This window comes from Sutcliffiella halmapala (genome assembly GCF_050107295.1).
Classification (GTDB): Bacteria; Bacillota; Bacilli; order Bacillales; family Bacillaceae_I; genus Sutcliffiella_A; species Sutcliffiella_A halmapala_A.
The window spans coordinates 230,066-244,771 of the sequence record NZ_JBNIKR010000007.1 but is presented as its reverse complement, the minus strand read 5'-3'; the positions used below and the strand labels follow the sequence as shown (position 1 = coordinate 244,771).

The 14,706-nt window shown below is 42.4% G+C and carries 15 protein-coding genes and 1 other annotated feature; all 15 genes read right to left on the bottom strand.

Going from position 1 to position 14,706, the window contains the following annotated elements:
* Nucleotides 1–50: 50 nt before the first annotated feature.
* The 15 genes from pyrR to ftsZ all read right to left on the bottom strand — a co-directional run bounded on the left by pyrR (nt 51) and on the right by ftsZ (nt 14,699).
* Nucleotides 51–593, bottom strand: coding sequence for a bifunctional pyr operon transcriptional regulator/uracil phosphoribosyltransferase PyrR (pyrR, locus tag ACQCT5_RS13810; protein ID WP_499642595.1), 543 nt, complete (start codon nt 591–593; stop codon nt 51–53).
* Nucleotides 594–801: 208 nt separating this feature from the next.
* Complete coding sequence (locus ACQCT5_RS13805; protein ID WP_499642594.1) at nt 802–1,716, bottom strand: RluA family pseudouridine synthase; 915 nt, start codon at nt 1,714–1,716, stop codon at nt 802–804.
* Entirely contained in the window at nt 1,716–2,183 is a 468-nt protein-coding gene (gene lspA, locus ACQCT5_RS13800; protein ID WP_499642593.1) for a signal peptidase II, read from the bottom strand. The genes ACQCT5_RS13805 and lspA overlap by 1 nt, the downstream gene beginning before the upstream one ends.
* 574 nt (nt 2,184–2,757) lie before the next feature.
* Nucleotides 2,758–5,526 (bottom strand): isoleucine--tRNA ligase, encoded by a 2,769-nt coding sequence (gene ileS / locus ACQCT5_RS13795; protein WP_499642592.1) that lies wholly within the window; start codon nt 5,524–5,526, stop codon nt 2,758–2,760.
* A 56-nt stretch (nt 5,527–5,582) separates the two neighbouring features.
* Nucleotides 5,583–5,809: a binding site (T-box leader), on the bottom strand.
* A gap of 95 nt (nt 5,810–5,904) precedes the next feature.
* The gene (locus ACQCT5_RS13790) at nt 5,905–6,405 is read right to left on the bottom strand and encodes a DivIVA domain-containing protein (RefSeq protein ID WP_204413513.1); all 501 of its coding nucleotides are present in this window, start codon (nt 6,403–6,405) and stop codon (nt 5,905–5,907) included.
* A gap of 79 nt (nt 6,406–6,484) precedes the next feature.
* A complete protein-coding gene (locus ACQCT5_RS13785; RefSeq protein ID WP_499642591.1) occupies nt 6,485–7,258 on the bottom strand; it encodes a YlmH family RNA-binding protein in 774 nt (257 codons plus the stop codon).
* Between the two features lie 83 nt (nt 7,259–7,341).
* On the bottom strand, nt 7,342–7,611 hold the full coding sequence (locus ACQCT5_RS13780) for a YggT family protein (RefSeq protein ID WP_499642590.1): 270 nt from the start codon (nt 7,609–7,611) through the stop codon (nt 7,342–7,344).
* Nucleotides 7,612–7,617: 6 nt separating this feature from the next.
* Nucleotides 7,618–8,076, bottom strand: coding sequence for a cell division protein SepF (locus tag ACQCT5_RS13775; RefSeq protein WP_499642589.1), 459 nt, complete (start codon nt 8,074–8,076; stop codon nt 7,618–7,620).
* Between the two features lie 16 nt (nt 8,077–8,092).
* The gene (locus tag ACQCT5_RS13770) at nt 8,093–8,782 is read right to left on the bottom strand and encodes a YggS family pyridoxal phosphate-dependent enzyme (protein WP_499642588.1); all 690 of its coding nucleotides are present in this window, start codon (nt 8,780–8,782) and stop codon (nt 8,093–8,095) included.
* On the bottom strand, nt 8,775–9,611 hold the full coding sequence (gene pgeF / locus ACQCT5_RS13765; protein WP_499642587.1) for a peptidoglycan editing factor PgeF: 837 nt from the start codon (nt 9,609–9,611) through the stop codon (nt 8,775–8,777). The genes ACQCT5_RS13770 and pgeF overlap by 8 nt, the downstream gene beginning before the upstream one ends.
* Before the next feature lie 109 nt (nt 9,612–9,720).
* Nucleotides 9,721–9,981 carry a YlmC/YmxH family sporulation protein gene (locus ACQCT5_RS13760; RefSeq protein ID WP_499642586.1) on the bottom strand — a complete coding sequence of 87 codons (261 nt, stop codon included), beginning with the start codon at nt 9,979–9,981 and terminating at the stop codon, nt 9,721–9,723.
* A 669-nt stretch (nt 9,982–10,650) separates the two neighbouring features.
* Complete coding sequence (gene sigG / locus ACQCT5_RS13755) at nt 10,651–11,430, bottom strand: RNA polymerase sporulation sigma factor SigG (RefSeq protein ID WP_204413496.1); 780 nt, start codon at nt 11,428–11,430, stop codon at nt 10,651–10,653.
* Between the two features lie 141 nt (nt 11,431–11,571).
* Nucleotides 11,572–12,291: an RNA polymerase sporulation sigma factor SigE gene (sigE, locus tag ACQCT5_RS13750; protein WP_386637675.1), complete on the bottom strand. Its 720-nt coding sequence runs from the start codon at nt 12,289–12,291 to the stop codon at nt 11,572–11,574.
* Between the two features lie 92 nt (nt 12,292–12,383).
* Nucleotides 12,384–13,316 (bottom strand): sigma-E processing peptidase SpoIIGA, encoded by a 933-nt coding sequence (gene spoIIGA, locus ACQCT5_RS13745; RefSeq protein WP_499642585.1) that lies wholly within the window; start codon nt 13,314–13,316, stop codon nt 12,384–12,386.
* Nucleotides 13,317–13,541: 225 nt separating this feature from the next.
* A complete protein-coding gene (gene ftsZ, locus ACQCT5_RS13740; RefSeq protein ID WP_499642584.1) occupies nt 13,542–14,699 on the bottom strand; it encodes a cell division protein FtsZ in 1,158 nt (385 codons plus the stop codon).
* Nucleotides 14,700–14,706 lie beyond the last annotated feature (7 nt).

Here is a 14,706-nt window from a genome sequence, read left to right as displayed (position 1 = left end):
AGCCAATTTACCCCTTTGCGGCCTCACGGGACTGCATTTAAAAGGGTCTGTTATTTATCATGTATACTTACTTGATCGTTATTGTCTATTTCAGATAATTCGACGACAATTTTTTCCGAGCTAGATGTTGGAATGTTCTTTCCAACAAAATCCGCTCTGATCGGCAGTTCCCGGTGTCCTCTGTCCACAAGAACAGCAAGCTGGATTTGAGAAGGTCTTCCAAAATCCATCAGGGCATCCATCCCTGCACGAACCGTTCTGCCAGTGAAAAGCACGTCATCCACAAGAATCACTTTCTTATTGGTGATGGAAACCGGAATGTCCGATCCCTTTACCAAAGGCTCATTATCTTGTGTCTTTGTGGTAAGGTCATCACGGTATAATGTGATATCCAGTTCACCGACCGGAATTTCCTTCTCCTCTATTTCATTGATTCTCGAAGCCAATCGTTTGGCGAGATGAATTCCCCTTGTTTTTATTCCAACCAGGACCGAATCTTCTACACCTTTGTTGCGTTCAATGATTTCGTGTGCAATGCGGGTCAAGGCTCTTCGAATGGCTTGTTCATCTAAAATTATCGCTTTTTCCGACATTCTAAGCCCTCCTCTTTTATCAGTGTTTTCGTAACGACTCGTACAAAAAACCTCTCACCGTATGATGAGAGGTTTTTGTACACGAAAATAGAGGGATAGTATAGAACTCATCCAATTTTCGTATATCCGTTACCTTCTCAGCCTCACGGGACTGTCGTTTAAAGGTCTTATTCAACTGTAATGATTATCTCAAAATAACTTTAGGCTGTCAACGGTTTTTTAACATTTTAAGAATATGCTCGAAATCTGCTGGAATCGGCGCCTGAAATTCGATGTATTCTCCCGTACGGGGATGATCGAAACCCAATACACCTGCATGAAGGGCCTGGCCCTCAATATCCAATGTCTTTTTCGGCCCGTATTTCGGATCACCTGCTAATGGATAGCCGATATATTTCATGTGTACACGGATTTGATGCGTTCTGCCGGTTTCAAGTTGGCATTCCACATGGGTGAAATCCTTGAACCGTTCCAGAACTCTGAAATGAGTAACGGCATTTCTGCTATTTTCATCCGTTACTGTCATGGCTTGACGATCTTTTTTGTCACGGCCGATAGGTGCATCAATCGTTCCGACATCATGGGAGATCACTCCATGGACTATCGCTTCGTATTTTCTGGTCACGGATTTGGCTACAAGCTGATTTACCAATTTTTCATGAGCAAAATCATTCTTTGCCACCATCAAAAGGCCACTTGTATCCTTATCGATTCGATGCACGATTCCAGGGCGCAAAACTCCGTTAATGCCGGAAAGGTCCTTGCAATGAGCCATAAGCCCGTTCACAAGCGTTCCTGAAGCATGGCCAACAGCCGGATGTACCACCATACCTCTAGGCTTGTTTACAACAATTACATCGGAGTCTTCAAAATAGATATCCAGGTCCATTTCTTCGGGAACAACATCCAATGCTTCCGGTTCTGGAATAATTACAGTAATCGTGTCTCCCACGCTGCATTTATAATTCGGTTTCGTTTTTTCACCATTTACAAGAACATGTCCCTCTTTGATCCATTGCTGAACCTGTGACCTTGACCATTCATCATGTTGAGTGGAAATCGCCTTGTCGATCCGATCATTCTTCTGTGTTTCATCGATGTGTATCTGTAATGTTTCTTCCATTAATTTGATAGCTCCTTCTCTTTCTTACCTTCCAGTAAGGTTAACACTAAAATTATTCCAACACCAATCACCAATGCAGAATCCGCTACATTGAAGATCGGGAAATCGTACGAGAAAATAAACGTGTTGATGAAATCTATCACTTCCTGATGAAGCAGGCGATCGATAAAATTTCCGACAGCGCCTCCAAGCATGAGACTTAAGGCAAACTTCATCCATTTCTGATCATTCGGCAGCTTCTGCAGATAGATGATCAATCCAATCACAACCGCCATGGTAATGATGTAAAAGAAATACATCTGTCCCTGCAGGATACCCCAGGCAGCTCCCTGATTGCGATGGGAGGATAAATAAAGAAAGTTTTCGATTATTGGGATATTCTCCCCTAGTTCCATGTATTGTACAACCAGATATTTTGTTACTTGATCCACTATTATGATAAAAAGTGCAATTAAATAATATATCACCAATGGTACCCCCAGCCCTATTATATGTACCTTTGAATTATAGCAAATAAGGGATGGTAAATAAAGCTGGTTGTTGATGGGATGGAGGTGTTGGAAGAGTTGTGTGGGCGGATCTGGCTTACTTGCGGGTATTTGTCACATTAATTATGGGGTATTGTTGGTAAGAGTTGTGCTGTCTTCACTTAACTGGGTTTATTCTCACGCGACTCTGTTCTATCCTCACGTAACTCCGTCTTATTCTCACGTAAGTCCGTCCTATCTTCACGTAAGCACCAATAATCCTCACACTTCCATTTTTAACATGAAAATCCCTGCTTTCCCTGAATCTACGCAAGTTTATGACGCCAGCACGCGTGGATATTTACCTACATTAATAAAAATCCAGTTCTAGCATGCGTCTCTAAGCAAGTTTTCTAGTCTTTTCAATGGCGTAATCCATCTATCTTCACGTAACTAGCTGTTATTCTCACTCAACTCCATCCTATGCTTATGTAACTCGCATTTATTCTCTCGTAACTCCCAATAATCCTCATATAAAAACCCCGCCGGCAAAGCCCAGGCGGGGTCATACAAATCAAGCAGTATAATTGTCCTTCACAACTGATGCACAACGCAGGCATAGGGACGGGTGATCGGAATCCTGCCCTACCTCTGGTGTGACAACCCAGCAACGATCGCATGTTTCCCCTTCTGCTGGTGTAACAACAATGGCTACATTTTCGAAGCTTTGTGCTTCTGCTGGTGCTTGTTCTTTGGAATCAGAAATCTCAAGCCCAGAAACGATGAACAGCTGCTGTACATTTTCCTCGATTGATCCAAGCAAAGCTTTTGTTTCAGCGTTAGGGTATAACGTGATTTTAGCTGCCAAGGACTTCCCGATTACTTTTTCGTTACGGGCAATCTCAAGGGCCTTAAGCACATCATCACGTAGTGTCATGAAGTTATCCCACTTCTCTTCGATTGCAGCAGCATTGTCCACTGACAATACATCCGGCATATCAACCAGCTGTACGCTTTCCTCTTTCACGAATTCAATATGTGACCAAACCTCATCTGCAGTGTGCGGAAGAATAGGTGTAACAAGCTTCGTAAGTGCAAGCAGTGTCTCATAAAGAACTGTTTGGATGGAACGGCGGTCATGCTGGTCTTTTCCTTCGATATAAAGGATATCCTTGGCAAAGTCAAGATAGAACGAGCTAAGTTCAATCGTGCAGAAGTTATGGACTGCATGATAGATTCCGGCAAACTCATAGTCTTCATAGGACTTTTTCACTTTGGTGATCAGGTTGTTCAGCTTTACGACCATGTAACGGTCCACTTCACGGAGATCCTTCACATCAACTGCATCAACTGTTGGATCAAAGTCAGCCAGGTTTCCAAGCAGGAATCGGAATGTATTGCGGATCTTGCGGTACACTTCTGCAACCTGTTTTAAAATGTTATCTGAAACGCGAACATCCGATTGATAGTCAACGGAAGCTACCCATAGACGAAGAATATCCGCTCCCAATTGATTCATTACCTTGGAAGGCAATACAACGTTCCCAAGGGATTTACTCATTTTGCGTCCGTCTCCATCAAGAGCAAACCCGTGGCTAAGGATTCCTTTGTAAGGCGCTTTTCCTGTAACTGCCACTCCTGTCGTCAAGGAAGAGTTAAACCAGCCGCGGTACTGGTCAGAGCCTTCAAGATAAAGGTCTGCTGGGCGTTGCAGGTCATCTCTTTCCTCGAGAACAGATTGATGAGAAGATCCGGAGTCAAACCAGACATCCATGATATCCATTTCTTTAGAGAAGGTTCCATTTGGGCTCCCTTCATGTGTGAAGCCCTCCGGTAAAAGTTCTTTCGCTTCTCTTTCAAACCAGATGTTGGACCCATGCTCTCTGAATAGTGCGGATACATGATCAATCGTTTCATCCGTGATGATTTCCTGGCCATTCTCCGCATAGAATACCGGAATCGGTACTCCCCATGCACGCTGGCGGGAAATACACCAGTCTCCACGGTCGCGGACCATGTTATACAGGCGGGTTTCTCCCCAAGCAGGTACCCATTTCGTTTCCGCTACCGCTTGTAGGAGTTGATCTCTGATTTTATCGATGGATGCAAACCACTGTGCTGTGGCACGGAAAATGGTTGGCTTCTTCGTGCGCCAGTCGTGCGGATAGGAGTGAGTGATGAAGTTCAGCTTCAGCAATGCTCCAGCTTCCTGAAGTTTTTCCGTGATCGGCTTGTTTGCCTCATCATAGAACAAGCCTTCGAATCCTGGCGCTTCCTCCGTCATATTCCCTCTGGAATCAACCGGACATAGCACATTTAAGCCGTATTTTTTACCGATGACAAAATCGTCTTCCCCATGTCCTGGTGCAGTATGAACACATCCTGTACCGGCATCAGTAGTAACATGATCGCCAAGCATAACAAGTGATTCGCGGTCATACAATGGGTGTTTTGCCACGATATGCTCAAGCTCGGCACCTTTCACTGTTTTGACAACATGAGCTGTTTCCCACTCCATTGTCTTGGAAACGGACTCTACAAGCTCAGATGCGATTACATATCTGCTTCCTTCCACTTCCACAACGCTATATTCCAATTCAGGATGTACGGCAATCCCTAGGTTTGCAGGGATCGTCCATGGAGTAGTAGTCCAGATGATAAATTGCTCGTTATCTTCCAATACGCCTTTTCCATCTGTAACTTTGAATGCAACATAAATGGATGGAGAACGCTTATCCTGATACTCGATTTCTGCTTCTGCTAGGGCAGACTCACTGGAAGGGGACCAATAAACAGGCTTTAATCCCTTGTAGATCAGGCCGTTTTTCGCCATATCACCAAATACCTTGATTTGCTGAGCTTCGTATTCCGGTTTAAGCGTAATATAAGGGTTGAACCAGTCTCCACGTACACCAAGTCTCATAAACTGTTCACGTTGGCGATCAACCTGTTCATAAGCATATTCTTCACAAAGCTTACGGAAGTCAGCCACTGACATTTCCTTGCGCTTCACTTTTTTGTTTTTTGTCAAAGCCGTTTCAATCGGCAGACCGTGTGTATCCCAACCTGGAACATATGGCGCATTGTATCCGCTCATCGACTTGTAGCGGACGATAAAATCCTTTAATACTTTATTCAGGGCATGACCCATGTGGATGTCGCCATTCGCATATGGAGGTCCATCATGAAGGACATACATAGGGCGGCCTTTTGTGCGCTCCTGCACTTTTTCATAGATCTTCATTTCATCCCAGTTCTGTTGAATCTGTGGTTCGCGGTTAGGTAAATTCCCTCTCATCGGGAAATCGGTTTTTGGCATCAATAACGTATCTTTATACTCCATTGTCTTTCCTCCAACAAATCTTATTTATAAAAAAATAAAAAAGTCCCCTCATCCCTAAAAGGGACGAGAGAACTCCCGTGGTACCACCCTAAATTGACTTAGCAAAAAATAAGTCCGCTTTAGTATCCTTAACGTGGATAAACCGATCGAACTTAGAGGCAGGTCGCGTTCAGTCCGATACTCCAGGGTGATTTTCGCTTCTTCGCTTTTCACGGGCTTCCACCATCCCCGAGTCGCTTGTAAAAGTGTGTGAAGAAACTACTATCCCTTTCAACGTTTTGTTTTATAAGTATGATAAGTTCACATATATAAATAGCTTATGGTAAAAACAATAATTTGTTTCGTTATTATACTGAATATAGCCTTAATTAGTCAAGGTTATACTCTATTTTCTTCTAATTCTTTCTCTTTTTCCTCATATTCCATCAGATGATCCCAATCATCGTTATCAATCAGTTCCAACTGTGCCTCAACCAGCATTTTGAAACGATTTCGGAAGATCTTGGATTGCTTCTTCAACTCATCAATCTCGACTTGAAGCTTTCTTGATTTTAATAGGGATTCATTAATGATGCGATCTGCATTTTTTTCAGCTTCCTTGATGATCAGCTTTGCTTCCTTCTGTGCATTTCGTCTGACATCTTCTGCAGATTCCTGCGCGATAAGGATGGATTTATTCAAAGTTTCCTCAATTGTATTGAAGTGGGTCAAGCGGCTGTTAAGTTCTTTGACCTTCTCTTCGAAATCCTTCTTTTCACGGATGACCAATTCATAATCTTTAATTACTTGATCCAGAAACTCGTTTACTTCGTCTTCATCATAGCCTCTGAAAGCCTTGTTAAACTCTTTATTATGAATATCAAGCGGTGTTAAGGGCATAGATGCCACCTCCATTAAAATCTCTATTATTAATAAACATAATTCGACAGCCTCGCTTAAATTCCTGCTGGTAGTTGAATTATTTTTGCTTTCCTACAATAATTCTCCACTTATCCTTTTTTGTCTTTCCATCAATTGTCAGCAGCTTACTTCTACCAAAGCCTCTCGCTGAAAGGATGTCTCCTTCCCTGCATTCGAAAGATGACTGCTCCACCACTTTCCAATTGACCTTGACTTTTTTTGCCCCAATGAGCATTTGAGCCTTTTGCCTGGAGAGGTTATAGATGGATGCAAGCATAACATCCAGACGCAGCGAAGCGGCTGTAGTGGAGGATTCTTCCCAGACGACGTCCGGGCTCACTAGATCTGATAATGGGATATCCTGTAAGGACACTTTCACCCTGCCCACTTCCAGTAGCTGCAATTCCACATACGAACTGACCTCTTTACCGATTACCAGCTGCACTTTCTTATCTTGGAAATAGATGTCTCCAAACTTGCTCCGCTTCAATCCGATTCCCATCAAAGAACCAAGAATCTGTCGATGCTCGATTTGGACAAATTTTTCAGGATAAGAAATCTCGTATGCTTTTAGTTGGAAATCATCGATGCTGGGAGAATAGTAAGAAGGATACAAAAACGCCCTTTTCCGTTCTGCACCTTCTGCTCCACCAAAAAGCCTGATCTTGACATCATCGTTCGATCCGATGATACTTTGGACGATCTCCTGCTCACGGGGGTCAAGAAAATCTGTCAGCTTTGGAGCATACTGCTCATTGACCGTATCCTTCCATTCCAGAACCTGATCGATAAATTCATGTTCTTCCTGGCGGAAATGCATATAAATACTCAATCTGATCACCATCACATAGGTTACTATAAGCTCAACTTCACAAAAATATAAATAGGAACCCTGATGGATTCCCTAAATGATTTCTAAACTAATCCAAGCATAATGAACAGCTGTTGAAGCCCTTGGTTTGCGAAGCGCAGTACCAGGATCGCCACAATCGGGGAAATGTCAATCATACCCAGCGGCGGAATGAACCTGCGGAACATTTCCAAATACGGTTCACAGATTCTGGCCAATATCCTTCCAATGGAAGACTCCCTGGCACCTGGGAACCAGGACATGAAAATATAGATGATCAGTGCGATCATATAAAAGCCGACCAGCTGCTGAATTATATTTAATACTAATCCCATAAACTTCTACCACCTTTTATCGCTAAAGTCTTCCTGCTCTTGATGCATAATCTCCGAAATGGAACCGGAAACATCCACATTGTCAGGCGTGCATAGGAATATGTTTTGCCCTATTCGCTGAATGTCGCCGCCCAATGCATATACGGTTCCACTAAGAAAATCAACGATACGCTTTGCCTGATCATGGTCAATCCGTTGCAGATTCACAATAATGGCGCGGCGTCCCTTCAGATGGTCTGCAATATCCTGTGCTTCCGAGTAGGACCTGGGCTCAAAAAGGACCACTTTGGAAGAGGAGGATTTCTGGACACTTTGCAAGCTTACCACATTTTGTTTAGGCTGATGCGTTGCAGACCTGGTTTTCCTTGTCTCTTCCACCATTTCCTCTTCATATTCTTCTTGTTCTTTGTATTCATATTCATCCTCTAGAGCAAAAAAGCTTTTGAATTTTGATTTAATTGTCATTCCTTACACCTCCAAATTATTGTTCGCTCCCGACAAGAGCACTGCCAATTCTAATGAAAGTAGCCCCTTCTTCTATAGCAATCATGTAATCATTGGACATTCCCATGCTAAGCTCCATGCACGGTGCATAAGATAGATTCATGGATTTGATTTTTTCCTGCAGGTCCTTCAGGTCACGAAAGCATGTTCTTAAAAGCTTTTCATCCTCGGTGTAAGGTGCCATCGTCATTAAGCCTACTAATTCAATATTTGTAAAAGGTGATAAATCCTTCACAAATCCCGCTACTTCACCCGGCTGGAGTCCATGCTTGGATTCTTCACCGGATACATTTACTTGAATAAAACATTTTACAGGTCGGGTTGCTCGTTTATGTATTTCCTCAGCCAAAGATATTCGGTCCAATGAGTGAATATATGAAACCTTATCAATTATTTTCTTCACTTTCTTTGTTTGCAGTGAACCGATGAAATGCCAGACAGCCTTATCAGACATGTGGTCCCACTTTTCCAACAGCCCATCGTCCCGGTTCTCCCCAAAATGGACGATTCCGCATGATATGGCCTCTTCCGTTCTTTCGACCGATACGTATTTCGTTACTGCCACTACCTTGATCTCAACAGGATTTCTATTGGAACGAAGGCATGCCTGATGAATATTTTCCTTGATGGTAGTCAGATTCCGCTGAACAGAAATGCGCTCATTCATTGTTCTGTACCCCTTTCATCCCAATAAAACTCATCATTCTCCCAGTCTTTCCTTTATCTCTCCTGTGGGAGAAGAAAAGCCTATCGTGGGTGCTTGTACAATAGGAGCTACAGCAGATGTTCTCTCTTGGTACTCCCGCAAGCAAAAGCAATTCCAGATTAATCCGTTTTAGATCTAAGCTGTATTGACCTCGGGAAACCTCTTTATAAACAGTCGGAAAGATTTCTTTTGGCAATATGCTTTTTACTTGGCCAAGAACGTAGTCATCCACAATATAAGCGTTTGAGGAGATGGAGGGTCCAATTGCAATTTGTATCTCATTTGGAGAAACTCCCTCCTCTATCCAACGTTGTATCATTTTTCTCCCAATGTCCAGAACGGTCCCTTTCCAGCCTGCATGTGCCAAGCCTATGAGAGAATGATTGGGTGAATGGAAATACAGTGGTACGCAATCTGCAAAGCACAAAGTTAGTAGAATATCTTCCTTATCTGTATAAATCCCATCTGTCTTAGGTATCGCTGTATCATAGCTTGTTACCCCTCTACCGATGGATGATTCATCAATCTTTTCAATCTGGGCATCATGCACCTGATCACATCCCACCCAGTTAGAAAGAGGGAAATGTATGGACCGGGCAAGGATTTCTTTGTTCTCTTGTACTGCCTCATCCTGATCGAACACATGCAATCCCATATTAAAGGAAGTAAAAGGACCTTTGCTTACTCCACCTGTTTTCGTCGTAAAGCCTACAACAAGATTGGAGTTGGACACTTCCCAACCTGGTATCGACAAATATTGTTCTGATTGTTGAATAAAAGGCTCTCGCATGCTAGACACCTTCTTTGCTTGTTTACACATATATTACTTCACATTGTACCACATTTTTCTTCAAAAAAAGAATGAATAAGTCACTTTCGACACGAATTTTCGCGTTTTCCTATTCCTCGTACTTCGTTTCCACAGAAGTCTGGTACCTGACAAGTATGACATCCGATCCAATTTTTACGATGTTTCTCCATGGAATGACAAACTCTTCATCCTTCCCGAAGAAACCTAACATTCTTCCCCCGCCGCTGATAATGATTGCCTCTATTTTCCCGTTGGATAGATTAATATCAATATCCCCAATATTCCCAAGCTTCTTTCCGTCCGACACACTCACAACATCCTTCATCTGGAATTCAGATATTTTCACCATATACATTCCTCCATATAATTGCATCATAATTAAATATATGATTATGGTCTCAGTATTCATGAAGGGTATTTCAAATTAATCGGCGAAAATTCTTGAATCTAATAAAAGGCTCTTTCGTAAAAGTTGTTGTATTAAGAATAGGGCTTGACAAAAGATAAGATTTGCACAATAAACACCCTGTTGGTTTCCGTTCCAGACGTTCGCTTTCCGCGGGCGGTCTCGGGAGCCTCCTTGGTGTTGCTCACCTGCGGGGTCTCCCTTGACACGCTGTTCCCGCAAGAGTCTCACGCCTTGCACTCCAACCAACAGGGGTGACTCATAGTATACAATTTGCTTTCCTGAATTTTTTAGATTTGAACTTTGTCTTTTTTTTACTTCAGTATAGCAAATAATGGTATAAAAACTGAGTTGATTGTAGCGGAGGACACTTGACTCCTGCGGGAGAGTAGAGGGCATGGGAGACCCCACAGGCGAAGCCGAGGAGGCTTTCATCCGTCCCCGGGGAATCTTGTGTCCGTAGCGGAAGTCAACGGGCTACATTTGTAGCGTACATTTTATCTAATTAACAACACAATACATGCGTATCCAACCAAATAAAAACACCGATCCTCTTCGGTGAATAGAAGGATCGGTGCTTGTTTTATTACGGCATTGTATCACTACATGCGTTTAGCTCTGAATATTTTTATTCATCTGTTTGATCGCAGCCTTTTCAAGTCGTGACACTTGTGCTTGCGATATCCCGATTTCATCAGCAACTTCCATTTGCGTTTTTCCTTGAAAAAACCTTTTTCTTAAAATGAGCTTTTCCCTGTCATTTAGGCGTCTCATTCCTTCTTTTAGTGCTATTTCTTCTATCCATTGGATATCTTTGTTCTTTTCGTCACTGATCTGATCCAATACATAAATCGGATCTCCACCATCATTATAGATAGGCTCAAATAAAGACACGGGATCCTGAATAGCATCTAAAGCAAAAACAATCTCCTCATGCGGCACTTCTAGTACTTTTGAAATTTCTTCTGCGGTAGGCTCCCTCGATGTTTCACTCATAAGCCTTTCCCTGACCTGCAAGGCCTTGTAGGCTATATCACGCAGTGAGCGAGAAACCCTGATCGGATTATTATCTCGAAGATAGCGCCTTATCTCCCCGATTATCATTGGTACTGCATATGTAGAAAACTTAACATTCTGACCCAAGTCAAAATTATCAATCGACTTCATTAAACCGATGCAGCCTACTTGAAATAAGTCATCTACAAATTCACCACGGTTGTTAAACCGTTGAATAACACTTAGAACGAGCCTTAGGTTCCCATTCACAAGCTTTTCTCTTGCAGAAAGTTCTCCGCCTTGCATTTCACGAAATAACTTCCGCATTTCTTCATTCTTCAAAACAGGAAGCTTGGAGGTATCTACTCCGCAGATTTCTACTTTATTACGTGTCATTCTTTCCCCTCCTAACAGGAGTTGCTGTTTCAGAGTTAAGTATCTCCTCTGGAGGGAAAAATATGCACAAGCTATAATCTGTCTATTCTGACAAATAAATCTAGCCCTTATGAAATCTGGAAAAAATCTCAATAAATTTTTTTACACCATTTTGTTGAATTCTTTTCTTAACCTTTTAATGATTCTTTTTTCCAGTCGGGAAATGTATGATTGCGAAATCCCAAGCATATCCGCTACATCCTTCTGCGTTTTTTCCTCGCCGCCAATCAGACCGAACCTGAGTTCCATGATCTGTTTTTCCCTGTCATTCAATTGCTCCAGAGCTTTTAAAAGCAGCTTCCGGTCCACATTTGCCTCTAGATCTTTGGTAATGATATCCTCATCGGTACCGAGGACATCTGAAAGCAGAAGCTCGTTTCCATCCCAATCAATATTCAGCGGTTCGTCAAAGGAAACTTCAGAACGAACCTTATTGTTTCGTCTCAGGTACATCAAAATCTCATTTTCAATACATCTGGATGCGTAGGTGGCAAGCTTGATTTTCTTTTCGGGATTAAAAGTATTAACTGCTTTTATAAGGCCGATAGTTCCAATACTGATTAGATCTTCAATGTTGATCCCGGTATTCTCGAATTTTCGGGCAATGTATACGACCAGTCTCAAGTTCCTTTCGATAAGGATGGATCGTGCTGCTTGATCTCCAACTGGAAGCTTAACTAATAGAAGAGCCTCTTCTTCTTTCGATAATGGCGGTGGCAACGCCTCGCTTCCACCTATGTAGTATATTTCATCTGTTTTTATTCCCAGCTTAATGAGTAGTTTATACCATAAATAGGTGATTTTAATTTTTAGCTTTCCCAACTGAACTCCTCCTTCTATTTATGAAGAAAATGCGTATTTATATATAGAAAAAACTCACAGAAAAGTAGAATCATTGTTTAAACAGCCTATGCTCAGGAGACATGCTCTACCGCAGTTTCGCCCTGTAGCATTTTCGGATGAAGGATACATGCGTAATCACCTTCTGAGGAAAGTTTCGTTCGTGTCAGCCCTATGAGGAATTTGGTTGTTTCATATTGTTTATTATCATGTAGAATAATTGCCCTATCCGGTTTAATTGCCAGCATCAAGGTGGTCTCTTTTCCCACTGCCCGATAAGGGATGATCCTAATTCTCTCCACCCATTTCGTCTCGTCGGAAAATGTAGGCCAGCCTTGTGTATTTTCGATGGAACTCATGGCATGTACAATTTCTTCCGGTATGATTTCTTGAAGACGGTCCACTTCCACAATCATCACAGGGGTTTTAGTGATGGGGTCCTGGAGCTGATTTCCACTATCAACCAAACCTGATAATTCAATCACATCCTTTTCAAGATTAATGGTAATAGTGGCCAATTGATCATAGCGGTATTTTCTGGTTTCAACGGTGCTGAACTGTTTCTTCGTGAGATATAATAGGATTGGAAATCCAACAATCACAAACATCCAGGATACAGGGTCACCAAGACCTGTTGTCAAAGTTTGAATCGTATCATTTGCAAATTGATGATCGACCCTCAAAAAATAATGGGTAGCAAACATTCCCCCGCCAACAGCAAAAGTAGTGATGTAGAATACCACCAGATTTTCTACAAAAGTCCGGGCTCGATGGAAACCAAAGGTAACGAGAATCATACATACAGAAAAAATCAGTTTTACTGCAACATGGGTTACAATATACTGCAGTGGCGTAAACATTAAAACAACAATCACAGATCCAATGAGTGCACCTATCACCATTCTCCAAGTAGCAACCTGACGTTTTAAAATGAAGGCGGTCATTCTTAAAAGAAGAAAATCAAAACCAAAGTTTAGTAGCCAGATGGCATCTAAATAAACGGTCAAATTAGTCCCTCATTTATACCTTTTTGTATTTGAACCTAGTATATATTACTGACTCCCGGAAAGTCTGTCAGTTTATGCCGATAGTAGAATACAATTTTTGAAGGATTTTTTGCTAATTTGTCGGTGGTGATAACTGGTGAAGAGCAAAAAAAGCGCAAAACCCGTATTAGTACGGAGTTTGCGCTTTTAAATTGGCTCCTAAAAGAAGCTGGATTTCAATTCTTATTATCTGCGACGGTTTCTGTTACGAAGGAACGTCGGAATGTCCAAAGTTTCCTCCTGCTGTTGTGGCTGTGAAGGCTGTTGCTGACGAACAGGCTCCTGGTGCTGCTGTTGCACTTGTTCCTCACGCTTCACTTCACGCTTTTGAACAGGTGATTTTTGTGCACCAAATACAGGGCGGGCACCTTGTTTCGTATGGTTGATTTCCGCTTCACTGAATCCGGTAGCGATAACTGTAACAACAATCTCATCTTTCAGATTCTCATTGATAACAGATCCGAAAATCATATTTACCTCTTGGTCAGAAGCAGAAGCAACAATATCAGCCGCCTCTTGGACTTCATAAAGACTAAGGTTTGTTCCACCAGTAATGTTCATCAGAACCCCTTGCGCTCCATCGATGGAAGTTTCAAGTAGTGGAGAGGATACTGCTTTTTTCGCAGCTTCTGCTGCACGGTTTTCACCTGTTGCTACACCAATACCCATTAATGCGGAACCTTTGTTGGACATGATTGTCTTTACATCGGCAAAGTCAAGGTTAATCAAACCAGGAGTGGCAATAAGGTCAGAGATACCCTGCACACCCTGACGCAATACATTATCCGCTTCACGGAATGCTTCAAGCATCGGCGTGTTTTTATCAACGATTTCAAGTAGACGATCATTAGGGATTACAATCAGTGTATCGACTGCTTCTTTCATGGAAGCAATACCGCCAGCTGCTTGAGTAGCACGCTTACGGCCTTCAAATGTGAATGGTCTTGTAACAACACCAACTGTCAATGCTCCTAGGTCACGTGCGATCTGAGCGATGACAGGTGCTGCACCTGTACCGGTACCTCCACCCATTCCAGCTGTTACAAATACCATATCTGCACCTTTTAATACTTCTTCCAACTGCTCTTTGCTTTCTTCTGCAGCTTTTTTCCCAACTTCAGGATTGGCTCCCGCACCAAGTCCTCGGGTCAATTTACCGCCGATTTGCATTTTTACTTCTGCCTTGGATAAGTTTAGTGCTTGAGCGTCCGTGTTTACAGCAATGAATTCCACACCTTGTACACCATGCTCTATCATACGGTTTACAGCGTTATTTCCGCCTCCACCGACTCCGATTACTTTAATGGTAGCTAATTGATCGATATTAGTATCAAAATCTAACATAACTGTT